The sequence below is a fragment of the Streptomyces sp. NPDC051576 genome (assembly GCF_040681835.1).
Lineage (GTDB): Bacteria > Actinomycetota > Actinomycetes > Streptomycetales > Streptomycetaceae > Streptomyces.
This window is the reverse complement of the sequence record NZ_JBFAZO010000004.1, coordinates 161,830-186,655: the sequence shown is the minus strand read 5'-3', so window position 1 is coordinate 186,655 and position 24,826 is coordinate 161,830. Positions and strand designations below refer to the sequence as shown.

General features: G+C 71.6%; 20 protein-coding genes and 1 tRNA gene. 8 read left to right on the top strand and 13 right to left on the bottom strand.

The window, feature by feature from the left end; genetic code table 11:
* Positions 1-281 precede the first annotated feature (281 nt).
* Positions 282-3,014, top strand: coding sequence for a phosphoenolpyruvate carboxylase (gene ppc / locus AB0M63_RS14455; RefSeq protein ID WP_355908287.1), 2,733 nt, complete (start codon positions 282-284; stop codon positions 3,012-3,014).
* A 74-nt stretch (positions 3,015-3,088) separates the two neighbouring features.
* Here ppc and AB0M63_RS14450 read toward each other — a convergent pair whose 3' ends face one another.
* From AB0M63_RS14450 to AB0M63_RS14425, 6 genes are all read right to left on the bottom strand, one after another.
* Positions 3,089-3,589, bottom strand: a complete 501-nt coding sequence (locus AB0M63_RS14450; RefSeq protein WP_366019587.1) for a hypothetical protein — start codon at positions 3,587-3,589, stop codon at positions 3,089-3,091.
* A 61-nt stretch (positions 3,590-3,650) separates the two neighbouring features.
* Positions 3,651-4,253, bottom strand: a complete 603-nt coding sequence (gene pth / locus AB0M63_RS14445) for an aminoacyl-tRNA hydrolase (protein ID WP_355908293.1) — start codon at positions 4,251-4,253, stop codon at positions 3,651-3,653.
* Between the two features lie 70 nt (positions 4,254-4,323).
* Positions 4,324-4,908 carry a 50S ribosomal protein L25/general stress protein Ctc gene (locus tag AB0M63_RS14440; RefSeq protein WP_355908296.1) on the bottom strand — a complete coding sequence of 195 codons (585 nt, stop codon included), beginning with the start codon at positions 4,906-4,908 and terminating at the stop codon, positions 4,324-4,326.
* A gap of 181 nt (positions 4,909-5,089) precedes the next feature.
* Positions 5,090-6,070 (bottom strand): ribose-phosphate diphosphokinase, encoded by a 981-nt coding sequence (locus tag AB0M63_RS14435; protein ID WP_355908299.1) that lies wholly within the window; start codon positions 6,068-6,070, stop codon positions 5,090-5,092.
* Between the two features lie 77 nt (positions 6,071-6,147).
* Positions 6,148-7,593, bottom strand: a complete 1,446-nt coding sequence (gene glmU / locus AB0M63_RS14430) for a bifunctional UDP-N-acetylglucosamine diphosphorylase/glucosamine-1-phosphate N-acetyltransferase GlmU (RefSeq protein WP_366019584.1) — start codon at positions 7,591-7,593, stop codon at positions 6,148-6,150.
* A gap of 178 nt (positions 7,594-7,771) precedes the next feature.
* Positions 7,772-7,843, bottom strand: a tRNA-Gln gene (locus AB0M63_RS14425).
* A 151-nt stretch (positions 7,844-7,994) separates the two neighbouring features.
* On the opposite strand from AB0M63_RS14425, the gene AB0M63_RS14420 reads away from it, so the two are divergent.
* The gene (locus tag AB0M63_RS14420; RefSeq protein WP_355908304.1) at positions 7,995-9,311 is read left to right on the top strand and encodes a histidine kinase; all 1,317 of its coding nucleotides are present in this window, start codon (positions 7,995-7,997) and stop codon (positions 9,309-9,311) included.
* Positions 9,312-9,566: 255 nt separating this feature from the next.
* Here the strand turns inward: AB0M63_RS14420 and AB0M63_RS14415 are convergent, their stop codons facing one another.
* Positions 9,567-10,061, bottom strand: coding sequence for an SUKH-3 domain-containing protein (locus tag AB0M63_RS14415; protein ID WP_366019931.1), 495 nt, complete (start codon positions 10,059-10,061; stop codon positions 9,567-9,569).
* A gap of 54 nt (positions 10,062-10,115) precedes the next feature.
* The gene (locus AB0M63_RS14410; protein WP_366019583.1) at positions 10,116-10,652 is read right to left on the bottom strand and encodes a YwqJ-related putative deaminase; all 537 of its coding nucleotides are present in this window, start codon (positions 10,650-10,652) and stop codon (positions 10,116-10,118) included.
* Positions 10,653-10,948: 296 nt separating this feature from the next.
* On the opposite strand from AB0M63_RS14410, the gene AB0M63_RS14405 reads away from it, so the two are divergent.
* The 3 genes from AB0M63_RS14405 (at position 10,949) to AB0M63_RS14395 (ending at position 16,056) form a co-directional block, all read left to right on the top strand.
* A complete protein-coding gene (locus AB0M63_RS14405; RefSeq protein ID WP_366019582.1) occupies positions 10,949-11,956 on the top strand; it encodes an SMI1/KNR4 family protein in 1,008 nt (335 codons plus the stop codon).
* Between the two features lie 8 nt (positions 11,957-11,964).
* Complete coding sequence (locus tag AB0M63_RS14400; protein ID WP_366019581.1) at positions 11,965-14,973, top strand: SUKH-4 family immunity protein; 3,009 nt, start codon at positions 11,965-11,967, stop codon at positions 14,971-14,973.
* Between the two features lie 195 nt (positions 14,974-15,168).
* Positions 15,169-16,056: a cellulose-binding protein gene (locus AB0M63_RS14395; RefSeq protein ID WP_366019580.1), complete on the top strand. Its 888-nt coding sequence runs from the start codon at positions 15,169-15,171 to the stop codon at positions 16,054-16,056.
* 17 nt (positions 16,057-16,073) lie between these two features.
* Here AB0M63_RS14395 and AB0M63_RS14390 read toward each other — a convergent pair whose 3' ends face one another.
* The 4 genes from AB0M63_RS14390 to AB0M63_RS14375 all read right to left on the bottom strand — a co-directional run bounded on the left by AB0M63_RS14390 (position 16,074) and on the right by AB0M63_RS14375 (position 20,570).
* Positions 16,074-16,661 (bottom strand): hypothetical protein, encoded by a 588-nt coding sequence (locus AB0M63_RS14390; RefSeq protein ID WP_366019579.1) that lies wholly within the window; start codon positions 16,659-16,661, stop codon positions 16,074-16,076.
* Positions 16,658-18,364, bottom strand: coding sequence for a PHP domain-containing protein (locus AB0M63_RS14385; protein WP_366019578.1), 1,707 nt, complete (start codon positions 18,362-18,364; stop codon positions 16,658-16,660). Before AB0M63_RS14385 ends, AB0M63_RS14390 begins: the two co-directional genes overlap by 4 nt.
* Positions 18,365-18,513: 149 nt before the next feature.
* The gene (locus AB0M63_RS14380; protein ID WP_366019929.1) at positions 18,514-20,118 is read right to left on the bottom strand and encodes a cation acetate symporter; all 1,605 of its coding nucleotides are present in this window, start codon (positions 20,116-20,118) and stop codon (positions 18,514-18,516) included.
* 17 nt (positions 20,119-20,135) lie between these two features.
* Entirely contained in the window at positions 20,136-20,570 is a 435-nt protein-coding gene (locus tag AB0M63_RS14375; protein ID WP_355908321.1) for a DUF485 domain-containing protein, read from the bottom strand.
* A 227-nt stretch (positions 20,571-20,797) separates the two neighbouring features.
* Here AB0M63_RS14375 and AB0M63_RS14370 point away from each other — a divergent pair, with 227 nt between their 5' ends.
* From AB0M63_RS14370 to AB0M63_RS14360, 3 genes are read left to right on the top strand one after another with little or no spacing between them, the layout of a single operon-like run.
* Positions 20,798-21,076 carry a polyprenyl synthetase gene (locus tag AB0M63_RS14370; protein ID WP_366019577.1) on the top strand — a complete coding sequence of 93 codons (279 nt, stop codon included), beginning with the start codon at positions 20,798-20,800 and terminating at the stop codon, positions 21,074-21,076.
* Positions 21,066-22,121 (top strand): polyprenyl synthetase family protein, encoded by a 1,056-nt coding sequence (locus AB0M63_RS14365; RefSeq protein WP_366019576.1) that lies wholly within the window; start codon positions 21,066-21,068, stop codon positions 22,119-22,121. The genes AB0M63_RS14370 and AB0M63_RS14365 overlap by 11 nt, the downstream gene beginning before the upstream one ends.
* 26 nt (positions 22,122-22,147) lie before the next feature.
* A complete protein-coding gene (locus AB0M63_RS14360; protein ID WP_366019575.1) occupies positions 22,148-23,308 on the top strand; it encodes an oxygenase MpaB family protein in 1,161 nt (386 codons plus the stop codon).
* An 11-nt stretch (positions 23,309-23,319) separates the two neighbouring features.
* On the opposite strand, the gene AB0M63_RS14355 is transcribed toward AB0M63_RS14360, so the two are convergent.
* Positions 23,320-24,816, bottom strand: coding sequence for an MFS transporter (locus tag AB0M63_RS14355; protein ID WP_366019574.1), 1,497 nt, complete (start codon positions 24,814-24,816; stop codon positions 23,320-23,322).
* Positions 24,817-24,826 lie beyond the last annotated feature (10 nt).

Here is a 24,826-nt window from a genome sequence, read left to right as displayed (position 1 = left end):
AGGTGGAGGCGGAGCGTCGGACTGCGGGAGCCGAGAATGAGTTCACCATGGACTTCCCTACGGTTCCGTAACCTACGGCGACGTAAGTATGGCAGCGCGTCGACCGGTGGACGAAGCCCGTGAGACCGCGCGTCAGAGTGGACACCTATCCTTGTGCTGGTCGGACAGCGCGGTCCGCTCTGATTTCTTCCCGGATGTCCGTCCGCCAATCGGCAGCCGCCGTGCGACCGGCGTCCGGGTTCCCTCCAGACGAGCTTCAAACACTGCAAGGAGCCGCACCTGTGAGCAGTGCCGACGACCAGACCACCACCACCAGCAGTGAGCTGCGCGCCGACATCCGGCGACTGGGCGACCTCCTCGGCGAGACCCTCGTCCGGCAGGAGGGCCCCGAGCTGCTCGACCTGGTCGAGAAGGTCCGCCGCCTCACCCGGGAGGACGGCGAGGCCGCCGCCGAGCTGCTGCGCGGCACCGAGCTGGAGACCGCCGCCAAGCTGGTCCGCGCCTTCTCCACCTACTTCCACCTGGCCAACGTCACCGAGCAGGTGCACCGCGGCCGCGAGCTGCGCGCCAAGCGCGCCGCCGAGGGCGGCCTCCTCGCCCGTACGGCCGACCGCCTCAAGGACGCCGACCCCGAGCACCTGCGCGAGACGGTGAAGAACCTCAACGTCCGCCCGGTCTTCACCGCCCACCCCACCGAGGCCGCGCGCCGGTCGGTCCTCAACAAGCTCCGGCGCATCGCCACGCTCCTGGAGACCCCGGTCATCGAGTCCGACCGCCGCCGCTACGACACCCGGCTGGCCGAGAACATCGACCTGGTCTGGCAGACGGACGAGCTGAGGGTCGTACGGCCGGAGCCCGCCGACGAGGCCCGTAACGCCATCTACTACCTCGACGAGCTGCACGCGGGCGCCGTCGGAGACGTCCTGGAGGACCTCACCGCCGAGCTGGAGCGCGTCGGCGTCAAGCTCCCCGACGACACCCGCCCGCTCACCTTCGGCACCTGGATCGGCGGCGACCGCGACGGCAACCCGAACGTGACCCCGCAGGTCACCTGGGACGTCCTGATCCTCCAGCACGAGCACGGCATCAACGACGCGCTGGAGACGATCGACGAGCTGCGCGGCTTCCTCTCCAACTCCATCCGCTACACGGGCGCGACCGAGGAGTTGCTGGAGTCCCTCCAGGCCGACCTGGAGCGGCTGCCCGAGATCAGCCCCCGCTACAAGCGGCTCAACGCCGAGGAGCCCTACCGGCTCAAGGCCACCTGCATCCGGCAGAAGCTGGAGAACACCAAGAGCCGCCTGGCCAAGGGCACCCCGCACCAGCCCGGCCGCGACTACCTCGGCACCGCCGAGCTGCTGCACGACCTCACCCTGATCCAGACCTCGCTGCGCGCCCACCGCGGCGGCCTCTTCGCCGACGGCCGCATGGACCGTACGATCCGCACGCTCGGCGCGTTCGGCCTCCAGCTCGCCACCATGGACGTACGCGAGCACGCGGACGCCCACCACCACGCGCTCGGCCAGCTCTTCGACCGGCTCGGCGAGGAGTCCTGGCGGTACGCCGACATGCCCCGCGAGTACCGCGGCAAGCTGCTCGCCAAGGAGCTGCGGTCCCGCCGTCCGCTCGCGCCCACCCCGGCGCCCGTCGACGCGGCCGGTGAGAAGACCCTCGGCGTGTTCGAGACCGTCAAGAAGGCTCTCGCCGTGTTCGGGCCCGAGGTCATCGAGTCGTACATCATCTCGATGTGCCAGGGCGCCGACGACGTGTTCGCCGCCGCCGTCCTCGCCCGCGAGGCCGGTCTCATCGACCTGCACGCCGGCTGGGCCAAGATCGGCATCGTGCCGCTCCTGGAGACCACGGACGAGCTGAAGGCCGCCGACACCATCCTGGAGGACATGCTCTCCGACCCGTCCTACCGGCGCCTGGTCGCGCTGCGGGGCGATGTCCAGGAGGTCATGCTCGGGTACTCGGACTCCTCCAAGTTCGGTGGTATTACGACGAGTCAGTGGGAGATCCACCGGGCGCAGCGGCGGTTGCGCGATGTCGCCCACCGGTACGGCGTACGCCTGCGGCTCTTCCACGGCCGGGGCGGAACCGTCGGCCGCGGTGGCGGCCCGTCCCACGACGCGATCCTCGCCCAGCCCTGGGGCACCCTGGAGGGCGAGATCAAGGTGACCGAGCAGGGCGAGGTCATCTCCGACAAGTACCTGGTGCCGTCGCTGGCGCGGGAGAACCTGGAGCTGACGGTCGCCGCCACTCTCCAGGCCTCCGCCCTGCACACCGCACCCCGCCAGTCCGACGAGGCCCTCGCCCGCTGGGACGCGGCGATGGACGTCGTGTCGGACGCCGCGCACGCCGCGTACCGCAGGCTCGTCGAGGACCCGGACCTGCCGACGTACTTCCTCGCCTCGACGCCGGTGGACCAGCTCGCCGACCTGCACCTCGGCTCACGGCCCTCCCGCCGCCCCGGCTCGGGCGTCTCCCTCGACGGACTGCGCGCCATCCCGTGGGTCTTCGGCTGGACCCAGTCCCGGCAGATCGTGCCCGGCTGGTTCGGCGTCGGCTCAGGCCTGAAGGCGCTGCGCGAGGCGGGCCTCGACACCGTGCTCGACGAGATGCACGAACAGTGGCACTTCTTCCGCAACTTCATCTCCAACGTGGAGATGACCCTCGCGAAGACGGACCTGCGGATCGCCCAGCACTACGTCGACACCCTCGTCCCGGACGAGTTGAAGCACGTCTTCGCCACCATCCGGGCCGAGCACGAACTGACCGTCGCCGAGGTCCTCCGCGTCACCGGCGAGGCCGAACTCCTCGACGCCACCCCGGTGTTGAAGCAGACGTTCACCATCCGCGACGCCTACCTCGACCCGATCTCCTATCTCCAGGTCGCCCTCCTCAAGCGCCAGCGCGACGAGGCGGCGGCCGGCGCGGAGCCCGACCCGCTGCTGAGCCGGGCCCTGCTCCTCACCGTCAACGGTGTGGCGGCGGGCCTGCGCAACACCGGCTGACCGAAATGGGGATGCCCCCGTGCCCGGTGCGGGCACGGGGGCATCCCCATTTCCTACGACTCTCCTACGACCGCTCAGAGCGCCACGAACGCCGCCGTCAGCAAGGCGATCCCCGACCCGGCGAGCACCCACGCGGCCCGGGTCAGCCGCAGGCCGCCCGCGACCACCACCGAGGCCAGCAGGAGGGCGCCGCCGAGGGGGACCCAGGCGTAGAGGATGCCGGCGGGGCCGGAGCGCATGACCTCATCGGTGCCCGGCTTCACGACCACGGTGTACGTCCGGCCCTTCTTCACCGCGACCGTGTTGTCGATGACGACCTCGGCGCGGGCCTTCGACCCCTCGGAGATCGGTGTGTACGGCCCGGTGCAGGTGTCGTCACCGCACGCGGTCACCTCGATCGTGCCGCTCTCGCGCCCCTTGGTCAGCATCACGTTGTGCGCGGTCGGCCAGGAACCCCACACCCCGGCGATCAGGATCAGCACGGTGACCGTGCCCATCGCCGCGAGCCGTCCGAAGTTCAGTGCGGCGAAGGCGCCGGGGGAGGCGGAAGCGGCGGGAGACATGGCCGGGATCATTGGCCATACCCGCACACCCGGTCAACTCCCGCGGGTGACAAGCCGGACCAGTGCGGTCAAGTCAGGAGTTGTACGCGCTCTGCGCCCGCTCCAGGCCCTCGCTCACCAGACACTCCACCGCGTCCGTCGCCCGGTCCACCATGAAGTCGAGTTCCTTGCGCTCCGTCGAGGAGAAGTCCTTCAGCACGAAGTCCGCCACCTGCATCCGGCCCGGCGGACGCCCGATCCCGAACCGCACCCGGTGGTAGTCCGCGCCCATCGCCTTCGTCATCGACTTCAGCCCGTTGTGGCCGTTGTCCCCGCCGCCCAGCTTGATCCGCAGGGTGCCGTAGTCGATGTCCAGCTCGTCGTGCACGGCGACGATGTTCGCCACTGGCACCTTGTAGAAGTCGCGCAGCGCGTTGACCGGACCGCCCGACAGGTTCATGTACGACATCGGCTTCACCAGCACGACCCGGCGGCTCGCCGGACCCGGCGCACCGATCCGGCCCTCAAGGACCTGCGCCTGCGCCTTCCCGGCCCGCTTGAACTTCCCGCCGATCCGCTCGGCCAGCAGATCGGCCACCATGAAGCCCACGTTGTGCCGGTTGTTCGCGTACTCGGGGCCGGGATTCCCGAGCCCCACGATCAGCCAGGGGGCGTTGGCGTCGGTCGTCACGTCCATGTCTCCTCGATACGCGCCAGCCGCCGCTCCCGGAGGGAACAGCGGCTGACGCAGCGGTGAAGGGTGAGGATCAGGCCTCGGTGGTCTCGGCCTCTTCCTCGGCGGGCGCCTCTTCTGCCTGGGCGGCCAGCACCTGGAGGACGACCGCGTCCTCGTCGATGGCCAGCGTGGTGCCCTTGGGCAGCGGGATGTCCTTGGCGGCGATGGAGGCACCGGCCTCCAGGCCCGCGATGGACACGGTGACCGACTCGGGGATGTGCGTGGCCTCGGCCTCGACGGTGATCGTGCTCAGCACGTGCTCCAGCAGGAAGGAGCCCGGGGCCAGCTCGCCCTCGGTGTGCACGTAGACCTCGACGGTGACCTTCTCGCCGCTCTTCACGGTGAGCAGGTCGACGTGCTCCAGGAAGCCCTTGATGGCGTCACGCTGGACGGCCTTCGGGATCGCGAGCTGGGTCTTGCCTTCGATGTCCAGGGTGAGCAGGACGTTCGGGGTACGCAGGGCGAGCTGCAGCTCGTGGCCCGGCAGCGTGACGTGCAGCGGGTCCACACCGTGGCCGTAGACCACGGCGGGAACCTTCTTGTCACGGCGGATACGGCGGGCGGCACCCTTGCCGAACTCGGTGCGGGTCTCGGCGGTGAGCTTGACGTCGGCCATGGTCACTCCTCGTAGAACAGTCGGGGAAGGTGGTCACCCGGCCGGACATCGGCCTGCTACGAAGAGCGCGTCGATAACGGACAGCCACACCTGAGAACAGGTACGGCCTCCCTCGCCGAGCAACTTGAGCAGCTTACTCGGCGGGAAGGCCGTACCAGAAATCGATCTACGACCGCGGGGGTCAGTGCTCGTCGAAGAGGCTCGTCACCGAGCCGTCCTCGAAGACCTCGCGGACCGCGCTGGCGATGGTCGGGGCGATCGACAGGACCGTGATCTTGTCGAGGTCGGCGCCCACCTCGCCCGGCGTCGGCAGGGTGTCGGTGAGGACGAACTCGCTGACGCGGGAGTTCTTCAGGCGGTCGGCGGCGGGGCCGGAGAGCACGCCGTGGGTGGCCGTCACGATGACGTCCTCCGCGCCGTGCGCGAACAGGGCGTCGGCGGCGGCGCAGATGGTGCCGCCGGTGTCGATCATGTCGTCGACCAGGACACAGACACGGCCCTTGACCTCACCCACGACCTCGTGGACGGTCACCTGGTTCGCCACGTCCTTGTCGCGCCGCTTGTGCACGATCGCGAGGGGCGCGCCGAGGCGGTCGCACCAGCGGTCGGCGACCCGGACGCGGCCGGCGTCGGGGGAGACGACGGTCAGCTTGTCGCGGTCGACCTTGCCACCCACGTAGTCCGCGAGGAGCGGGAGGGCGAAGAGGTGGTCCACGGGGCCGTCGAAGAAGCCCTGGATCTGGTCGGTGTGCAGGTCGACGGTGAGGATGCGGTGCGCACCCGCCGTCTTCATCAGGTCCGCCACCAGCCGCGCCGAGATCGGCTCACGGCCGCGGTGCTTCTTGTCCTGTCGCGCGTAGCCGTAGAACGGCACGATCACCGTGATGGAGCGGGCCGACGCGCGCTTGAGCGCGTCGATCATGATGAGCTGCTCCATGATCCACTGGTTGATCGGAGCCGTGTGGCTCTGGATCACGAAACAGTCCGCGCCGCGCACCGACTCCTCGAAGCGGACGTAGATCTCGCCGTTCGCGAAGTCGAAGGCCTTGGTCGGGACGACCCCGACACCCAGCTGGTGGGCGACCTCCTTGGCAAGCTCGGGGTGGGCGCGGCCGGAGAAGAACATCATCTTCTTCTCGCCGGTCGTCTTGATCCCGGTCACAGCACTGTCTCCTCAGAGGTCATTCAACTGGGTGTGCGTTTATCACGGTACGCCGTCCTCAACGCACCCGTTTCCGGTCAGTCTTCGCTTTCGCCCTGGCGGGAAGCCGTTTCCGCGGCCTTCGCCGCCGCGCTCCCCGGACGCTTGCGGGCCACCCAACCCTCGATATTCCGCTGCTGGCCACGGGCCACGGCCAGCGAACCGGGCGGTACGTCCTTCGTGATCACGGACCCGGCGGCGGTGTACGCGCCGTCCCCGACCGTGACGGGTGCCACAAACATATTGTCCGAACCCGTACGGCAATGCGATCCGACGGTGGTGTGATGTTTGGCCTGTCCGTCGTAGTTGACGAAGACGCTGGCGGCACCGATGTTCGTGTACTCGCCGATCGTCGCGTCACCGACGTAGGAGAGGTGCGGGACCTTCGTCCCCTCCCCGATCGTCGCGTTCTTCGTCTCGACGTACGTCCCGATCTTGCCCTTCGCGCCCAGTCGGGTGCCGGGGCGGAGATAGGCGAACGGCCCGACGCTCGCCCCGGGGCCGATGTGCGAGTCGAAGGCGACGGTGTTGTCGACGCGGGCGCCTGCCTCGACGACGGTGTCCGTCAGACGGCAGTTGGGGCCGACGTCGGCGCCCTCGCCGATGTGCGTGGTGCCGTGCAGCTGCGTGCCCGGCTGGACGGTCGCGTCCTGGCCGAAGGTGACGGTGACGTCGATCCAGGTCGTCGCCGGGTCGATGACGGTGACGCCGCCGAGCATGGCCCCGGTCAGCAGCCGGTCGTTGAGGATGCGGCGGGCCTCGGAGAGCTGCACGCGGTTGTTGATGCCGGCGATCTCGCGGTGGTCGTCCGCGACGGAGGCGCCGACCCGGTGCCCGGCCTCGCGCAGGATGCCGAGGACGTCGGTGAGGTACTCCTCGCCCTGGCTGTTGTCGGTGCGCACCTTGCCGAGGGCGTCCGCGAGCAGCTGGCCGTCGAAGGCGAAGACCCCGGAGTTGATCTCGCGGATCGCGCGCTGCGAGTCGGAGGCGTCCTTGTGCTCGACGATCGCGGTGACGGCATCGGAGGCGCCGTCGCGGACGATCCGGCCGTAGCCGGTGGCGTCCGGGACCTCGGAGGTGAGCACGGTCACCGCGTTGCCGTCGGCGGTGTGGTCGGCGGCGAGGGCGCGCAGCGTCTCACCGCGCAGCAGCGGGGTGTCGCCGCAGACGACCACGACGGTCCCGTCCACGCTGCCGAGCTCCTCCAGCGCCATGCGGACGGCGTGCCCGGTGCCGTTCTGCTCGGCCTGGATCGCGGTGCGCACGCCGGGGTCGGTCTCGCCGAGGTGGGCGGTCACCTTCTCGCGGGCGTGGCCCACGACGACGACCAGGTTCTCCGGCTCCAACTCGCGGGCGGCGGCCAGCACATGACCGACCAGGGTCCGGCCGCAGATCTCGTGCAGGACCTTGGGTGTGGCCGACTTCATACGGGTGCCCTCACCCGCTGCGAGTACGACGACGGCTGCCGGGCGAATGGCGCTCACGGGTTTGCCCTTCGGCTTCGGAATGCTGGGGGGTGGACATTCGCAGGATACCGGGGCGTTTCATGGGGGACATGAGAGTGGGCCCTGACAGTGCTGTCAGGGCCTGGGCAAGGGTGTTCGGAGGGGCACTTGAGGGGGTGCCGCAGACGTATCGCGGAGGTGCCGCGGAAGGAAGGTGCTCCCCCGCCAGGACTCGAACCCGGACAAATGGCACCAAAAGCCACGGTGCTGCCAATTACACCACGGGGGATCAAACTCGTTTTAACCGGACATTTAGTCTGGTCGCCGAGTGGGCACGCAACACTATGCCGTACCCGACGCCCTCCGTGCGAGACGGTACTTGCCGGAGGCGGGTGGAAACTCACCGGAAAAGCGCGCCCCGGCGCCCGTAGGCTGGAGGCATGACCACGACGGGGGAAGACCATGCCGCGGCCCGGGGAGGGCCGTGGTGGTGGACCAGGTGGCGCAGTGCGGTGCTGGACGCGGTGCTGGCGGCGGTCTCCGCGGCGGAGTGCGGGGCGGAGGGGATCCGGTTCGCGCGGGACGCGGGGGTTCCGGCCGCGGTGGGCGTGGTCTTCGGGGTGCTGGCCGGCTCGGCCCTGATCGTCCGGCGGAAGTGGCCGATCGCCGTCGTCCTCGTGTCCATCGCCATCACCCCGGCCCAGATGGGCTACCTGATGGGCATCGTCGGCCTCTACACCCTCGCCGCGTCCGAGCTGCCGCGCCGGATCATCGGGTCGCTGGCCGGGATGTCGTTCGTCGGGATGCTCATCGTCATGTTCGTGCGGGTACGGCAGGACATGCAGCGGGGGACGTGGGAACTGGGGGACTGGTTCGTCCCGTTCGCCTCGATCACCACCGCGGTCGGGATGACCGCGCCGCCCGTACTGCTCGGGCTGTACGTGGGCGCGCGGCGCCGGCTGATGGAGAGCCTCAGGGAGCGCGCGGACAGCCTGGAGCGGGAGTTGCAGCTCCTCGCGGAGCGGGCCGAGGAGCGGGCCGAGTGGGCGCGGGGCGAGGAGCGGACCCGGATCGCGCGGGAGATGCACGATGTCGTCGCGCACCGGGTGAGCCTGATGGTCGTCCACGCGGCGGCCTTGCAGGCCGTGGCCCGCAAGGACCCGGAGAAGGCGGTCAAGAACGCCGCGCTCGTGGGCGACATGGGCCGCCAAGCCCTCACCGAACTGCGCGAGATGCTCGGCGTACTGCGTAGCGGAGACGGCCGGGACGCGCGTGAACGCGCGGCCGTACCTCTCGTCGCGGTGGGCGTGGCAGCGGCGGCGGCCGCTTCCCGCGCGGTCGACGACGAGAGCACGGCCGACGGCCCCTGTCTGTCGGACGTCGACGAACTGCTCGGCCAGTCGGCGGCGGCCGGGATGGCCGTCGACCTGTCGGTGGAGGGCGAGATCCGCCTGTACACGGCGGAGATCGAACAGACCGCGTACCGGGTCGTCCAGGAGGCGTTGACCAACGTCCACAAGCACGCGGCGGGCGCGAAGACGCACGTACGTCTCGCGCACCGGGTGTCGGAGATCGCGATGCAGGTGGAGAACGAACCGCCCCCCGAGCCGGCGTCCGCCTCGGCGGCTCGACTGCCGTCCGGGGGCAACGGGTTGGTGGGGATGCGGGAGCGGGTGCTCGCGCTGGGCGGGGTGTTTGTGTCCGGGCCCACGGATGCGGGGGGTTTTCGGGTGTCGGCGGTTATTCCGGCGGCTTGAGGCTGCGGGCTGTGGGTGTGTGGGTGGTTCGCCCGTCGTTTCGTTGTGGGTCGGTGCCGCGCCGGGGGGTGTCCGTCCTCGGAACGGCGCGGAATCGGTATCTCGAGAAGGGGGCCGTGTTGACGCGCCAACCGCTGCGGGCGGACACCCCCCCCCGACACGACACCTTCGTGCCGTACGCGGCCTGCGGACCGTGGGGGTGCCACTTACACCTTGGTCGTCTCCGCCGTCTCAGTAGTAATGAAGCCTGTCGGGTCAGCCCGCTGCCAGGCGTACCGGCTCCGTGCCCGAGATCAGGGTGGTGAGGGCCTGGTCGATGTCGGGGCCGAGGTACCAGTCGCCGGTGTGGTCCAGGGCGTAGACGCGGCCCTCGGTGTCGATGGCCAGGAGGGACTGGGTGTCGGGCTCCTCGCCGAGGGGGCTGACGTCGGTGTCGAGGGCGCGGCCGAGGTCGCCGAGGGTGCGGGCCATGTGGAGGCCGTGGAGGGGGTCCAGGTGGAGTGCCACCGGGGAGATCTGGCGGCCGGGGCCGGAAGGGGTGATGTGCAGGCCGCCGAACTCGGCCCAGACCTCCACCGCCGCCGGGGAGACGGCGTGCTGGTGGCCGGCGGGCGAGGTGTGTTCGCGCAGGGTGTCCGCCCAGATCTCGGCCTGCTTTATGTCCCAGCGGCCGGGCTGCCAGCCCGCGGCGCGCAGAGCGGCGTCGACGGGTACGGAGAAGCGCGTGGAGGAGTGGCGGTCGGCGTGCATCTGCCCTTCGATCGTCGGTGGCATGGGAGAAACGAGGTGGAGACAGGGGTGGGGTCAGCCCGATTCCGTCGCGGGGTCCACGACTCGGACGCCGAAATGGGCGCTCAGGGCTGTGCAGGCCCGGCAGGGCGCGGCGAAGCTGCCGTGCAGCGGGTCGCCGTCCTCGCGGATGCGGCGGGCGGTGAGCTTGGCCTGCTTGAGGGTCTTGCGGGCCTCGCCGTTGGTCATCGGCTTGCGCGCGGCGCGCTTGCTGCGGTCGGCGTCCGCGGCGGAGATGTGGCGGGAGATGAGGATCGCCTCGGCGCAGCGGCCGGTGAACCGGTCGCGCTGGGTGCTGGTGAGGGTGTCGAGGAAGTCCTGCACGAGCGGGTGCAGCGCGGGCGCCTGGTCGCCGCGGGCGGCGGTGCCGGTGAGGGTGGCGCCGCGCACGGAGAGGGCGGCGGCGACGGTCGGAAGTATGCCGTCACGGCGGTGGTTGAGGGCCGGCGCGTGCGGCGCCTCGCTGGCGCTCCAGCCGACCCTGGGGTCACCGGACGGCCCGGTGTGCGCCCCGGCGTGCGGTCCCGTCTGTGTCGCGTTCATGATCGTCATCCCCTCCCGAGCATCCCCCGGAAGGACACAGAGTGCCAAATGCCGTGCCTGGTGGGGAAGCTGGGGCGCTGCGACACGCCCGGGCTTCGGCGGGCTGTCACGGCAGGGTGACGGCAGGTCACGGAAGCGGGCGCCCGGCGGACCGCTGCCGGTGACCCCTGTCGCCGTACCGCATAGGCTGTCCGCACCGCGATCCACGCGGTCCAAGCGTGGAGACAGTCGATACGGGGCACAGCAGGTCAAGCTGGATATTTGGCCGTTGTGGGTCGTACTGAATGCCGCAGGGGGCAACCGCCATGACGACAGGTCGGCTCGGGCAACAAGCCGCGCCACCGAACGCGGCCTACGCCGGGCAGGTCGTGCACTTCCCGGATCCGGTCCGGGCGGCCCGTCACCCCAGAGGGGTACGGATGGACGAGCACGGCTACCCCGAGTTCTCGCCGTACGCCCGCGCGGTCGCGGAGATCGCCGAGCCGCCGGAGGGCTTCGGTGTCGACGAACTGCGCCTGACGGACTACGTGTCGGCGAACGCGGCCCTCGCCGCGACCGGCCACGAACTGTGGGACACGGTGCCCGCGGTGGCCACCCCGCACGGCTGGACCTGGCACCACGTGGTCGGCACCCGGCGCCTCGAACTCGTCCCCGTCGAGGTGAAGGCGCTGCTGCGCCACCACGGCGGGATCGCCACGGCGGCCGTCGACCACGACAAGCGCGGCACCCGCCCGCTCCAGGAGACCCGCCCCGCGCACTTCGGACTCCAGAAGTCGTCGGTCGCGGTCACCGAGGCACAGGTGCAGGGCGTCGAGGAGGACCTCGGCTACCGACTCCCGGGCGCCTACCGGTCGTTCCTCAAGGCGGCCGGCGGCTGCGCGCCCATCGGCACCGCGCTGGACGCCGAGCTGGGGCTCCTGATCGACCAGCCGTTCTTCACGGTGCGTGACGAGGCGGCGGTCAACGACCTCGTCTACGTCAACAAATGCCTGCGTGACCATCTCACCAAGGACTACCTCGGCGTCGGCTTCGTCCAGGGCGGCCTGCTCGCCGTGAAGGTGAAGGGCCAGGCGATCGGCTCGGTCTGGTTCTGCGCCTACGACGACGCCCGCGACGTCGACCCGTCCTGGGCGCCGCCCGCCCGCGTGGAGCGGCTGCTGCTGCCCGCCGGGGACGACTTCGACCAGTTTCTGAGCCGACTCGCGGGAAATCCGCCGGAGTTGGAGACGGTGGCGAATCTGATGGTGGACGGCGGGTTCGCGCGATCGGTGCCGGTGCCCGCGGCGGCCTCGGCAGCCTCGGTGGGGGAGTGAGCAGGACCATGGTGACCTTCGCGCAGGCGCAGGAGCGCGCCGAGGAGTGGATCAACGGCGATGTGCCGTCGTACCAGCATCGCGAGGTGCGGGTGCGGGAGTTCGACCTCGGCTTCGTGGTCTGGGCCGAGGACCGCGCCGACGGACCGCGTTCGGACGGCGGCGCGCAGCGGCTGGTGCTCGCCCGGGACAGCGGCGAGGCCACGCTGTGGCCCGCGCTGCCGGTGGGTGAGGTCATCCGCCGCTACGAGGAGGAGTACGGCCGCCCCGACGAGGTCGCCGACGCGGTACCGGCGGCCCCCGCCCGGGTGGACCTCAACCAGACCTCGTTCCTGCTGAGTCCGCCGGAGTGGTTGCAGGAGGCGGCGGACAAGCTGGGCATTCCGGACCGTCGGTCGGAGCCCGCGACACCCGCGCCCTCGGCCGCGCTGCCGGAGACACAGGCCGGGGCGCCGACTGCCTCGGCGTGGCCGGACGCCGGGGGCTCCGGGGCGCCAGCCGGGGCCACTCCCTGGGCCGGGACCGACACCAACGCGGATGCCGGCGAGGACCGTTCGGTACCGCTGCCCGCGACCGTGTTCGCCCCGCCCCTGAACGACCGTCGCGACGACACCCCGCCCGACGCCAAGACCGCCCTGATGTCCGGCGGCAGCCAACTCCCGCGCACAGCCGTGACCCCGTCGATGGACGAGCCCAACTCGGGTCGTGGGGCGGGGAGTTCACAGCAGGGAGCGAGCGGACCAGGCGGTACGCCCGGCGCGCCGCAGGGCAACACGCCACCTCCGTACGGCTATCCGCAGGGCCAGGGACCGGCGGCGGGCGCGCCGGCCGCCAGCACACCGCCGCCGCCCGCGCCGCCGTCGTACGGGTATCCGCAGGGGCCGGGTGCGCAGGGCGCGCCGGGTGGGCCGGGTGGTCCTGCATCGGCTCCCTCGTCATACGGATATCCGCAGGGGCCGGGTGCTCCGGGTACTCCGCCGCCTCCGGGTGGGCCGCAGGGTGGGGCGTCGTCCGGTCCTTCGGCGCCCGCCTATCCGCAAGGGGCGGGGGCGCCCGGTACTCCGCCGCCGCCCCCGGGTGCTCCGCAGGGTGCATCTCCGTCCGGTCCGGCGCCGTACGGGTATCCGCAGGGGCCGGGTACCCCGCCACCCCCGGGCGGTCCGCAGAGTGCGTCGTCGTCCGGTCAGGCGGCGCCCGCCTATCCGCAAGGGCCGGGGGCACCCGGTACCCCGCCACCCCCGGGCGCCCCGCAGGGTGTGTCCTCGCCCGGTCCGTCCGCCTACGGGTACCCGCAGGGGCCGGGCGGTGCCGGAAACGTGCCGCCTCCTCCCGCCGGTCCCGGTGCGCCGGGGCTCGCGCCCAATGCCGGGGACATCGCCGACGCCGCCACCAGCAAGGCGGCGCCTCCGCCGCGCCGGGCTCGGGGTGGCGGTGCGACCACGCCTCCGCCGCCGGGTGCGCCGGGGACACCGGGTGCGCGGCCGGGCGGTGCGTCCGCCTCGCCCCCGCCGCCTCCGCCCGGCGGGTATGTGCCGACGCAGATGGTCTCGTCGCTCGGCCCGGAGGGACCAGGTGCGCCCGGCGCGCCGAACACTCCCGGTGGTCCGCCTCCGAGCGGGGGCGGGGTGCACCATGCCGCGACGATGCTCGCCGACCCGGGCCAGGGCGGCCCCGCCGGGCCGGGGGCTCCGCAGCAGCCGGGTGCCCCCGGTGTCCCTGGCGCACCGCACGCGCCCGGTACTCCTGGCAGCCCTGGCGGACCCGGTACGCCCCCTCCGCCGAACACCCCCGGCACCCCCGGTGCCGTGCACCACGCCCAGACCATGCTCGCCGGCCCCCCGCCGGGCGGCCCCGGTGCGCCTCCGCCGCCGCAATTCCCGGGCGCACCCGGTGCGTTGGGCGCCCCCGGTATGCCTCCGGGCGCTCCGCCGCAGCCGATGGCGCCCGGGGCCGTACCGCCCGGTGCCATGCCGCCGCCCCCGGGACAGCAGCAGCCCTTCCCCGGTCAGCAGCAGCCCGCCTACGGCTATCCGCAGCAGGGGCAGCCGACCGTCGGACCGGGTTATCAGGCCGTGTTGCGCTACCGCGCGCCGGACGGTTCCGAGCAGCAGTTGATCCGGCGTTCCGCGCCGGGGACACCGCACCCGGAGTGGCAGATCTTCCACGAGCTGCGGGGCATGAACATCCCGCCGGACCAAGTGCTGGAACTGCACACGGAGTTGGAGTCCTGCGAGCTGCCGGGCGCGTACTGCGCGCGGATGATCCGCGAACAGTGGCCCCAGGCACGGATCGCGAGCATCGCGCCGTACGGCACGGATCACGCGAGCCGGCAGCAGGGCATGCGTGAACTCCTCGCCCACCAGGGCGAGTTGCACCAGGTGGCCGACGGACCGGCCCGACTCGCCCCGGTGCGGGCGCCGTTGCCACCGGTGCAGTCGACACCGCCGATCCCGCCGGAGGCGATCGCGCAGGAGCTGGCGGGTGCGTTCGGTCCGGGAGTGTTCCGGTTCGAGCAGGCGGCGGTGTCCCGGCAGGGCGTGCCGCCGGTCGTGGCGCACACACTGGTCGCGGCGGGGCTGCCGATGGACATGGGCCCGTTCTTCTGGGCACAGGCCCAACCGGGCCGCCCGGTACCGACGTTGGCCGAACTCGCGCAGGAGCGCGGGGTGCGGCCGTCCGCCGACGCGGGCTCCTACCTCGTCATGGGCAGCGACTTCGGCCGGGCGATCTGCGTCCAGTACGGCACGGCGAACATCGTCGCGGTGCCCGTGGAGGCGGGGCCCGGCGGTGCTTCCGTACCGCCGCAGTTCGTGAACACTGGGCTGCCCGAGTTCGCGCGCTGTCTGGCGCTGCTGGGCCGGATGTGGCGGCTGCGGTACGGGCTCAACCAGGAACAGGCCGGCCGCTGGACCGTCGACTTCCAGGCGCAGCTCGCCTCGCTGGACCCGGCGGCGCTCGGCTCGCCGGAGAGCTGGTGGTCGGTGCTGCTGGAGCAGATGTGGGACGGGCTGTTGTAGCCATCGGATTCTGAGCCGAGCGGAAAGGGCCGGGCCCGGTCGTGTGACCGGGCCCGGCCCTTCTGTGTGCGTCCACGTTCGGGCGATGCCCGTGACCTGGCTGCGGAGTGTCGCGTTATGAACACTTACGTCCGATCCATCAAGATATGCGCGAAATCATCATTTCGTGTCCGTCGGGTGGAGAGGGGTTCCAGGATGAGCAGCGCAACGGCGCAGCCACGTGGCTTCGTGGCAGTACGGGGGCGCGGCTACCGCCCCGACCAGGTGGACGCGTACGGCGAGGCCCTCTCCCGGCACCGGGACGCCGCCTGGGAGCGGGCCGCGCGGCTGACCGTACTGGCCAAGGACATGGAGGCGGACGCCCAGCGGCTGCGGGAGGCCGTCGCCGGGCTCGCCCCGCAGACGTACGAGACGCTCGGCGAGCGCGCCCGGCGGCTCTTCCAACTCGGCGAGGAGGAGGCCGCGGCGGTACGGGAGTCCGCGCGGCGTGCGGCACGGGACCAGGTCGCGCAGGCCGAGGCGCACGCCGAGGGGGTGCTCCAGGCGGCGCGCGAACACGCGGACGCGGTCCGCGCGGAGGCCGAGGAACGGGCCCGGCAGCGGCTCCTCGTGGCCCGCGCCGAGGCCGACGACATCCGCATCGGCGCCCGGCGCGAGGTGAAGGAGGAGCGCACCGAGGTGCTCTCCGCGCTGCGCGAGGTGCGGCAGCGCACCGCCGCGATGCTCGGCGAGCAGGCCAAGGAGCACGCGGAGCGGTGGGCCGGGGTCGAGCGGGAGGCGGAGGAGCGGGCGGCCGCGGTGGACGCGCACTACGCGGAGCGGGTGGCTCGTGCGGAGGCCGCGCTGGTCGAGGCCGAACAGGCTCTCGCCGAGGCCGAGTTGTCGGATCGGCGGTTTCAGGAGGAGGCGGCGGAGCGGGCCGCCGAGGTGCTCGCGGAGGCCCGGGTGCGGGAGGAGCGGATCGCCCGGGACACGGAGCGGGTGCTGCGCGAGCACGGGGAGACATGGGACGACGTGCGGACGCACATGGATCATGTGCAGAGCAGTCTGGCGGCGCTCACGGGGCGGGCCGCCGCCGAGTGAGCGCGGTGGCCGGTGGCTCAGCCGTGATCCGCGCAGCAGGGTGTCGGGTTGGGGACCTCGAACGGGGCCAGGGTGTTGCCCACCGCCGGGACCAGCGCCAGTACCAACTCGCCCGCGCGCCACTCGGGTCGTACGTGGTCCTGGGTCCGTACGGGAGTCGCGGGGTCGGGGGCCTCGCCCGCGGTGGCGCCCACCACGAACACCCGGTCGATCGCCGTCAGTTGGAGCAGGTCCGACAGGGGGACCGTCCCGGTGAGGTGCTCGGCGCCGGGGAACAGGACCGCGCGGCCCGAGCGGCGGGCGGTGTGCTCGGCGGAGGCCTGGGCGGCGGCTTCGGGGTCGCCCGGGAGCGCGCTCAACTCCGGGTCGGCGAGCAGCCGTTGCCAGGCTTCCTCCGCCGATTCGGGGTCCGGCAACTCCAGCGATACGACCGTCCCCCGGCGCGCGTCCGTGCGGATCAGGTGGGTGCAGGCGACCGTGGCCGCGGGGAGCGCGAGGGCGGTGGTGAGGTCGCGGATCAGGTGGTCGGCCTCGCGGAGGGTCGTCGTGCCGGCGTCCACCCCGATGACGGGGTGGACGCCGGACGGGTCGTAGGACGTGCTCATGCGGGCAGGACCCACATCGGGTTGGAGTAGAACCAGAGGTCCTTCCACGGGTCGGCGTCGCCGAGGACGTCCATCGCGGGGCCCGCGGGGTCGATGGCGGCGCCGCCCGCGCCCACGGCGGAGCGGTTGCCGTCGGTGCCGCGCAGGCGGACGTAGACCGGCTTGTCGAGGCGGCCGAGGGAGTACGTGAGACGGACGGTGCCGCTGGCCTTGTCGACCTCGAAGGACTTGACGACCTTCGTGTGCGGGGTGGCGAAGGTGTCCTTGTCCGCCACCGGGCCGGTCACGTCGCCCTGGATGACGTCGACACGGGCCAACGAGGGCTGGAACTGCGCCCAGTTGGGGCCGTTGGCGAGGCTGATCCGGATGACCAGGTCGACCTGGGCGCCGCGCCGGACGTGCAGCGAGTCGCCGAGGGTGACCTCACGGCCGCCGGAGACCAGGCGGGCGTCGAGGCCGCTGATCAGGCCGCCGTGGTCGACCCAGACGCGGCCCGCGCGGATGCCGTCCATGACCGCCTTGTACGCGAAGGAGGTCGCGCCGACGTGCGTGCGGGAGTACTGGCCGGGCCAGAAGTCGGTGTCGGTGAGGCTGATGCCGGTGCCGTAGACCGGGTCCTCGTAGCGGCCGTTGGCGTTGAAGTCGCCGCCCGGGCCGCGCACGGCGGTGTCCGCGTAGACGTTGTGGGAGTCGGAGTTGGCGGTGATCCACCAGGGCTTGCCCTCGGCGAGGAGGCTGTCCCACAGGCCGCCGACCGTGGCCGTCATCCAGTCGAAGCCGCCCCAGGTGCGGTAACTCTCCAGCGGGTAGGCGGCGAAGGAGTCCGCGCTGGGGCTGTTGTCGTAGATGCCGCGCCCGCTGCCCGGGCCGTTCGGCTTGGGGATGCCGCCCGCCTGGTGGCCGGGGGCGCCCTCCATGCCGACGGCGATGGTGGGCTGTGCGTCGCGCCAGCCGCGGATCTCGTGCGGGGAGTCGATGCCCTTGCGCGCCGGGTGGTTGGCGAGGAAGAGCGCGTCCTTGACCTTGCGGCGGCGGACCTGGTCGGCGAGGAAGTTGACGCCCGCGATGGCGAGGGCCTCGTTGGCGGGCGAGTTGCCGCTCGCGTTTTTCACACTGCCGTCGAAGGAGTTCTCGAACTCCTTGAGTACGGCGACCTCGTTGGAGCCCGGGTGCACGAAGACCGTGCCGTGCTCGGCGCCCGGGATGTTCCACTCCAGGCCCTGGAAGACGAGGGTGTCGTCGGTCTGGTCACGGGCGGCCACGATGTCCGGATTGACCTTCTCCACACCGATCTTGGCGTGCGCGACGCTGCCGTGGTCGGTGATGACCATCCAGTCCAGACCGTGCGCGTTGGCCTGCCGTACGTGGTCGATGACCCGGTACTTGGCGTCACTGCTGTACTGCGTGTGGATGTGGTGGTCGCCCGCCAGCCACAGGTAACCGCCGTTGCCCTTCGAGGACTTGGCCGTGTGCTCCTGCACCGACGCGGCCGCCTCCCCCGCGCCGGCCAGCACACTGCCCGCGGCGAGTCCCGCGCCGAGCAGTCCGGTACGGCGCAGCATGCCCCGCCGGGAGAGCTGACTGGGCGTCAACTCCGAGTCGGGGACGGACGTGTCGAGGGCGGGCGGCAGCGAGGAGGTGTCCCCGTCCCCGTGGTGGTGATGGTGGTGACCGTGGTCGCCGTGACTGTGGCCGTGGCTCATGCTCAACTCCCGCTGACATGCAGGGACCTTCACGCTCGGACGTGCAGAGTCTGAAAAGGGGCGGTGAACAGCGGGAGTCGAGGTGGTGGTGTGGCAAAGAACGAGTCATGCACGGCTATGACGCCGGTCATGCGAGGCTTTTCCCTCGGTCACGCGAGGCTCTTCCTTCGGTCGTCCGGCTCCCTGCGGACCGCCCCGGCCAGGATCCAGCCCTCCATCGCCTCGTAGCGCCTGCGCTGTTCCTCCTCCGTGCGGCGGCCCGAGGCGATCGTGCCGAGCCAGCCGAAGGCGAAGCCGAGCGGGATCGTGACGAGCCCGGTGGTGGTGAACGGGAACCAGTTGAAGTCGGCGTCCGGGAAGGCGGCGGTGGCCGAGCCGGAGACCAGGTTCGTGCCCGGCATCAGCACCAGCACGGCCAGGGTGCCGCCGATCAGGGTGCTGAGCAGGCCTGTTCGGGTGTACCGGCGCCAGAAGAGGCTGTAGACGAGGGCGGGCGCTATGGCCGAGGCGCCCAGACAGAAGGACAGGGTCACCAGGGGTTGCAGGCCCCGGTGCTGGACCAGGGTGGCGAGCACGATCGCCGGGACGCCCACCGCCAGTGCCGAGTAGCGGGCCAGCGTCATCTCGCGGCGCACCGGCATCTCCTGGACGCGGGTCGCGAAGACGTCGTGCGCAAGGGAGTTGGCGCAGGCGAGGATCATCCCGGCGACCGAGGCGAGCAGGGTCAGGAAGACGGCCGTGGTGACGGTGGTGAGCAGGAGGGTCTCCGTCGGCGACAGGTCCGCCCCGAACACCGCCCGCGAGCCCAGCAGATACGCCGTGTTGCCCTGTGGGTCCGCCCGCGCGATCGCGGCACGTCCGACCAGCGCCGTGGCACCGAACCCGACGACCGTCACGATCACCACGAACAGCGCCACGCTCGACACCGCCCACGACATCGACCGCCGCACCTGCCGCGCGCTGGACGCGGTGTACATCCGCATCGTGATGTGCGGCAGACAGGCGCCGCCGAGGACCACCGTGAGCTGTGAACTGATCATGTCCAGCCGGGGACTCGGCCCACCCGCGAACTCGAGTCCCGAGCGCAGGAAGGCCGGTCCGACCCCGCTCCGCCGCGCCGCCGTGTCGAAGAAGGCGCCCAGGTCCCAGTGGAACCGGTTGAGCAGGAGAACGGCGATCACGGCTCCCGAGCCGAGCAGCATCACGATCTTCAGGATCTGGATGAGGGCGGTGCCCTTCATGCCGCCGATCGCCGCGTAGCTGATCATCAGCGCGCCCAGGCCGATGATGCAGCCGGTCTGGAGCGACTCCCCGGAGAAGCCGAGGATGAACGCCAACAACTGTCCCGCGCCCGCGAGTTGGACCACCATCAGCGGCAGCAGCGCGATGACGGTCACCGCGCACGCGACGACACGGACCGACCGCCCGGGCATCCGGCGGGCGAGCGCGTCGCCCATGGTGAACCGGCCCGCGTTGCGCAGCGGTTCGGCCAGCAGGAACATCAGCAGCATCAGCGACAGGGCCGTGCTCAGCGCGAGCACCACCCCGTCGTAGCCGCACAGCGCGATCACGCCGCCGGTGCCCAGCACGCTCGCCGCGGAGATGTAATCACCGGCGATGGCAAGGCCGTTGCGCAGCGGGGAGAGGGAGCCGTACCCCGTGTAGAACTCGTCGAGGTCGTCGCGGTCCGGTCCCGTCATCACACACAGCAGCAGCGTGATCGTGGCGACGGACGTGAAGGCGACCAGCGACATGGTCTGCGAGGAGTCGTTCAACGCGCCGCCTCCCGCCGGGCGTCCAGCTCCGCCTGCTTGCGGATGCGGTCCGCGAGGGGGTCCACGCGCCGCCGGGCCGTGTGCTCGTAGAGCGCTATCGCCAGCCAGGTGACGGGCAGTTGGACCAGCGCGAGCAGCAGCCCGGTGGGCACACCGCCGGCGGCCGTGCTCGACATCAGCGACGGCGCGAACGCGGAGAGCGCGAGGAAGAGGCTGAAGTAGCCGAGCGCGGTGAGGCTCGCCACGCGCCGCTGACGGCGGTAGGCGCCGCGCAGGACGCGCAGATCGCGGTGGTTGCCGAGGGCGGGACGGCGTGGTGTGCGGCGGCGTTCGGGCGGCGGCGGGGGCGGCTGCCAGGGGTAGGTGAGACGGGGCGGGGACGGGTCGTGCGGGGCGTACGAATCATGCGGAGGGTACGGGTCGTAGGACATCCCGTGCTCCTTGCGTGGCTCGGGTCCGTGGCGGCGGACCGCAGGGAGTTGGGCGGTGCGGGCGACGCACGTTACTCGCCGGTTGGGGTATGTGGGCGGTTTTCACCAGGAACGCCGTCCGCACGGTCGAGCGAGGTGATCACTCGATCGTGAGTTTCCGCTCCCGCGTGCCCGATGTGTCGCGATCCTGACAGAACGGCGGGTGATCGGCTGGGGACGGGAGCGGAATGACGCGAGCGGCAAAACGACCTGAAGGTCTGGACGAGCGGGCGGTCCTGCTGGTGGCCGGGCTGGCCGAACTGGCGGTGAGCACGGCGAGTTCGGCGCTGGGGACGGTACGGGGACTGCTACGCCGCTCGGACGCGGCGGAGCTGGCGGCGGACGCCGAGCACGAACTGGCCGCGCGCGGACGCCTGTTGCTGGACCGGTACCAGTCCCCGCCGCCGGCCCATCTGGAGACACTCGCCCGGCACGCTCTCGCCCGACGGGCCGTCGATGACGTCTGAGCGGTGGGAGCCGGCCGCCTTCAAGGACCGCGTCGACCGGGTACTGCGCCGGTTCGTGGCCGAGGAGGCCGAGCGGTTCGCGGAGATCGACCCGGCCCTGAGCCCGGTCGCCGGGGAGCTGGAGAACGCGGTCGCGGACGGCAAACGGCTGCGGGCGGCGTTCTGTTACTGGGGCTGGCGCGCGGCGGGGCAGCCCGACAGCGACGCGCTGGTGAGGGCGGCGGCCTCGATGGAGCTGGTGCACGCCGCCGCCGTCGTGCACGACGACCTCATCGACGACAGTCCGCTACGGCACGGCCGTCCCACCGCGCACATCGCGCTGCGCGCCGCCGTACGCCGTCGCCCGCGCGCGGTGGCCGCCGCCAGATCGCTGGCGATGCTGGTGGGGGACCTGCTCATGGGAATGGCCGGGCAGCTGTTCACCACCAGCGGTCTGCCCGCCGCGTATCTCGCCCGCGCCCGCCCGCTGTGGTCGGTGCTGGCCCGGGAACTGATCGCGGGGGAGTGCCTGGAGATCCTGCGCACCGGAGCCGAGCCGGACACCGCCGCGTCCCTGAAGGTGATCCGGTACAAGACCGCCAAGTACACGGTCGAACAACCCCTGTTGATCGGTGGCGCACTGGCCGGCGCGGGCGGACGGCTGCGGGAGGGCTACTCCGCGTACGGGCTGCCGCTCGGCGAGGCGTTCCAGTTGCGGGACGACCTCCTCGGCCTGTTCGGACAGCCGGAGCACACCGGCAAGGCCAACGCCGACGACGTACGCGGCCACCGTCCCACGGCCCTGCTGGCGGAGACCTGGCGCAGCGCCGGAGCCGAGCAACGGGACCGGCTCCGCGCCCTGTTGGGCCGACCCGACCCGGACGGGGAGGGGCTGCGCGCGGTGCGCGAGCTGATGCTCCGGCTGAAGGCGCCCGACCGCGTCGAGGCCATGATCACCGCCCGGGTCGAGGAGGCGCTCGACGCCCTCCAGGAGCTGAACGCCCCGGCACCCGCGGAGGCCGCCCTCAGCGCCCTGGCGTATTCGGCATCGGTCCGACTGTCCTGATCCCCGTGCGCGACAAGGAGTCCCCTGTGACCTACACCGAGACATCCATGGCCGGCCTGCGCGAGGCCGGTGACGAACTCGCCGACGCCACCGTCGCCGCCCTGTTCGAGCGCGGCGAGGTGGGCAAGTTCAACACGCTCATGCGGTACGTGTCCGTCGCGGGCGCCCCGCTGCCGGACGGGCTGCCGGAAGTGGCGAGGGAGTACCTCAACGCGACCAGCGCGCCGCCGAGTTGGGTCGACTGGGGTGAGATGGAGAAGGCCCGGCTGTTCTTCATCGACAACAACGTGCACATCTCGACCGCCCTGTCCTTCGCCTCCATGCCCGCCTGTTACGTCGTCCCGACCGTGGCGAAGCTCCTGTCGGCCACCCACGGGCTGAAGTACCCGTCCAAACGGATGGCGGAGACCGGCCAGTTCACCGTCCTGCTCATGCGGCCCGACGCGTTCGAGGCGGGCAGCCGCTTCATCCCCGCCGCCCAGAAGGTCCGGCTGCTGCACGCCTCCATCCGTCACCACCTCGTCCGCGAAAACCGTTGGGACACCGGCGAGTCGGGAACGCCGATCTGTCAGGAGGACATGATCGGCGGGCAGATGTTCTTCTCCCTGCTCGTGCTGGACAGCCTGCACCGCCTCGGCATCCATATGTCGACGGAGGGCGCGGAGGCCTACTACTACGCCTGGCGCGTGGTCGGAGCCATGCTCGGCGTCGACCAGGACGCCGTACCCAAGTCCCTCGACGAGGCACGCCAGTTCCTCGACCTCTACATGATCCGGCACATGGGTCCGTCCGAGGAGGGCGCGCAGCTGACCCGCCAACTCATCGACCTCTACGAGGAGGTCGTCCCCGGCACCTTCTTCGACCCGGTCGTCTCCGCGCTGATCCGCTTCCTCGTCGGCGACACCTGCGCCGACTGGCTCCAGGTCCCGCGCACCCCCTGGGACACCCTCGTCAAGGCCGCCCCGCACCTCCTCGGCGTCCTGGAGACCATCGAGGACAACTCCCCGCTCGGCGCCTGGGCGTTGGACCGCCTCGGCCACCTCACCACCGTCCTGGAACTGTCCTCCCTCACCCGCGGACGCGTCATGCACTACGCCATCCCCGAACAGCTCAGGAAGGAGTACGGCGTCCCCAACACGGTGCCCCGCACCCGCCGTTGGAGCCCGCCGGCCGCGACAGTGTCGTAAGCGCCCTACGGTCACTGCTCCTTGAGGACCGGGAACCTGCGCGGTGCCAGGAACAGCAGCACCAGGAAGGCCACGGCCGCCGCACAGCCCGCGCCGATGTACACGGCGTGCACCGCGTCGGCGATGGCTCGCCGGGTGGTCTCGGGCACGGCTCCCGCGTCCAGGCCGCGTGTCACCGAGTCCAGGTCGCTCGCGCCGCCCAGCCGGGACGCGAGGACGCCGTTGGCGACCGCGCCGAAGACGGACGCGCCGATCGTCTGGCCGGTCTGCCGGCAGAACAGGACGGACGCGGTCGTCACACCCCGCTCCTCCCATTCGACCGTCGACTGCACCCCGACGATCAGCGGGAGTTGGAAGAGTCCGAGGGCCGCGCCGAGCAGCAGCATCAGCGCCGTCGGCTGCCAGGCCGACCCCGGATACGGCAGGAACGGGAACGCGAACAGGATCAGCGTCGCCGTCCCGATCCCGAGCATCGCCGTGTTGCGGAAACCGATCCGCCGGTACACATGCTGGCTCAGCGCGGCCGCCACCGGCCAGGTCAACGTCCATACGGAGAGCACGAATCCGGCCGCCACCGGTGCCAGGCCCAGCACCGACTGCGCGTACGTCGGCAGGAACACGCTCGGCGCCACCATCAGCAACCCCAGTGCACCGAGCGCCAGATTGACGGCCGCGATCGTACGGCGCCGCCACACCCACCCCGGGATGATCGGCTCCGCCGCCCGGCGTTCGATCGCCACGACCACCCCGGCCAGCGCAAGTCCCGTGCCGAACAAGGCGATTGAGGGTACCGACAGCCAGTCCCACGCCACCCCGCCCTGCACCAGCGCGGTGATCAGCACGCCCCCGCAGGCGAACACGGCCAGCGCGCCCGCCCAGTCGACGCGGGGGCGGGAGGCGCGGGTCCGCTCCGGTTCGTGCAGGTGGCGGACGATCAGCCACAACGCCACCGCCCCGACCGGCAGGTTGACCAGGAAGATCCACCGCCAGCCCGCGTACGCGGCGAGCAGTCCGCCGATCCCCGGGCCCGCGACCGCCGACACCGCCCACACCGTGGACAGCTTGGACTGGATCTTCGGCCGCTCCTTCAGCGGATACAGGTCGGCGGCCAGCGTCTGCACCGTGCCCTGCAACGCCCCGCCGCCCAGCCCCTGCACGACCCGGAACGCGATCAGCGCGCCCATGTTCCAGGCCACCGCGCACAGCAGCGAACCGGCGAGGAACACCGCCGCGCCCGTGATCAGCACCGGCTTGCGGCCGAAGGTGTCGGAGAGCTTGCCGTAGACGGGCAGGGTGACCGTCACCGCGAGCAGATAGCCGGAGAACAGCCAGGAGAAGACGGAGAAGCCGCCGAGGTCACCGACGATCTGCGGTACGGCGGTCGACACGATGGTGGCGTCGAGGGCGGCCAGCGCCATCGCGAGCATCAGGGCGGCCACGACGGCACCGCGCCGGTCGGGTGCGGGGCGCTGCGCGGCCTCACGTATCGCGGGTTCCGTGTCGCTCACGCGGATTCCT

What these genes read in the sequence shown, in the direction of transcription:
- AB0M63_RS14365 (WP_366019576.1), top strand. Translation starts at nt 21,066, where the DNA reads ATGACGTCTGAGCGGTGGGAGCCGGCCGCCTTCAAGGACCGCGTCGAC.
- pth (WP_355908293.1), bottom strand. Translation starts at nt 4,253, where the DNA reads ATGGACGTGACGACCGACGCCAACGCCCCCTGGCTGATCGTGGGGCTC.
- AB0M63_RS14410 (WP_366019583.1), bottom strand. Translation starts at nt 10,652, where the DNA reads ATGACGATCATGAACGCGACACAGACGGGACCGCACGCCGGGGCGCAC.
- AB0M63_RS14450 (WP_366019587.1), bottom strand. Translation starts at nt 3,589, where the DNA reads ATGATCCCGGCCATGTCTCCCGCCGCTTCCGCCTCCCCCGGCGCCTTC.
- AB0M63_RS14395 (WP_366019580.1), top strand. Translation starts at nt 15,169, where the DNA reads ATGAGCAGCGCAACGGCGCAGCCACGTGGCTTCGTGGCAGTACGGGGG.
- AB0M63_RS14400 (WP_366019581.1), top strand. Translation starts at nt 11,965, where the DNA reads ATGGTGACCTTCGCGCAGGCGCAGGAGCGCGCCGAGGAGTGGATCAAC.
- AB0M63_RS14380 (WP_366019929.1), bottom strand. Translation starts at nt 20,118, where the DNA reads ATGTCGCTGGTCGCCTTCACGTCCGTCGCCACGATCACGCTGCTGCTG.
- AB0M63_RS14390 (WP_366019579.1), bottom strand. Translation starts at nt 16,661, where the DNA reads ATGAGCACGTCCTACGACCCGTCCGGCGTCCACCCCGTCATCGGGGTG.
- AB0M63_RS14415 (WP_366019931.1), bottom strand. Translation starts at nt 10,061, where the DNA reads ATGCACGCCGACCGCCACTCCTCCACGCGCTTCTCCGTACCCGTCGAC.
- AB0M63_RS14385 (WP_366019578.1), bottom strand. Translation starts at nt 18,364, where the DNA reads ATGAGCCACGGCCACAGTCACGGCGACCACGGTCACCACCATCACCAC.
- AB0M63_RS14405 (WP_366019582.1), top strand. Translation starts at nt 10,949, where the DNA reads ATGACGACAGGTCGGCTCGGGCAACAAGCCGCGCCACCGAACGCGGCC.
- AB0M63_RS14420 (WP_355908304.1), top strand. Translation starts at nt 7,995, where the DNA reads ATGACCACGACGGGGGAAGACCATGCCGCGGCCCGGGGAGGGCCGTGG.
- AB0M63_RS14375 (WP_355908321.1), bottom strand. Translation starts at nt 20,570, where the DNA reads ATGTCCTACGACCCGTACCCTCCGCATGATTCGTACGCCCCGCACGAC.
- AB0M63_RS14370 (WP_366019577.1), top strand. Translation starts at nt 20,798, where the DNA reads ATGACGCGAGCGGCAAAACGACCTGAAGGTCTGGACGAGCGGGCGGTC.
- AB0M63_RS14440 (WP_355908296.1), bottom strand. Translation starts at nt 4,908, where the DNA reads ATGGCCGACGTCAAGCTCACCGCCGAGACCCGCACCGAGTTCGGCAAG.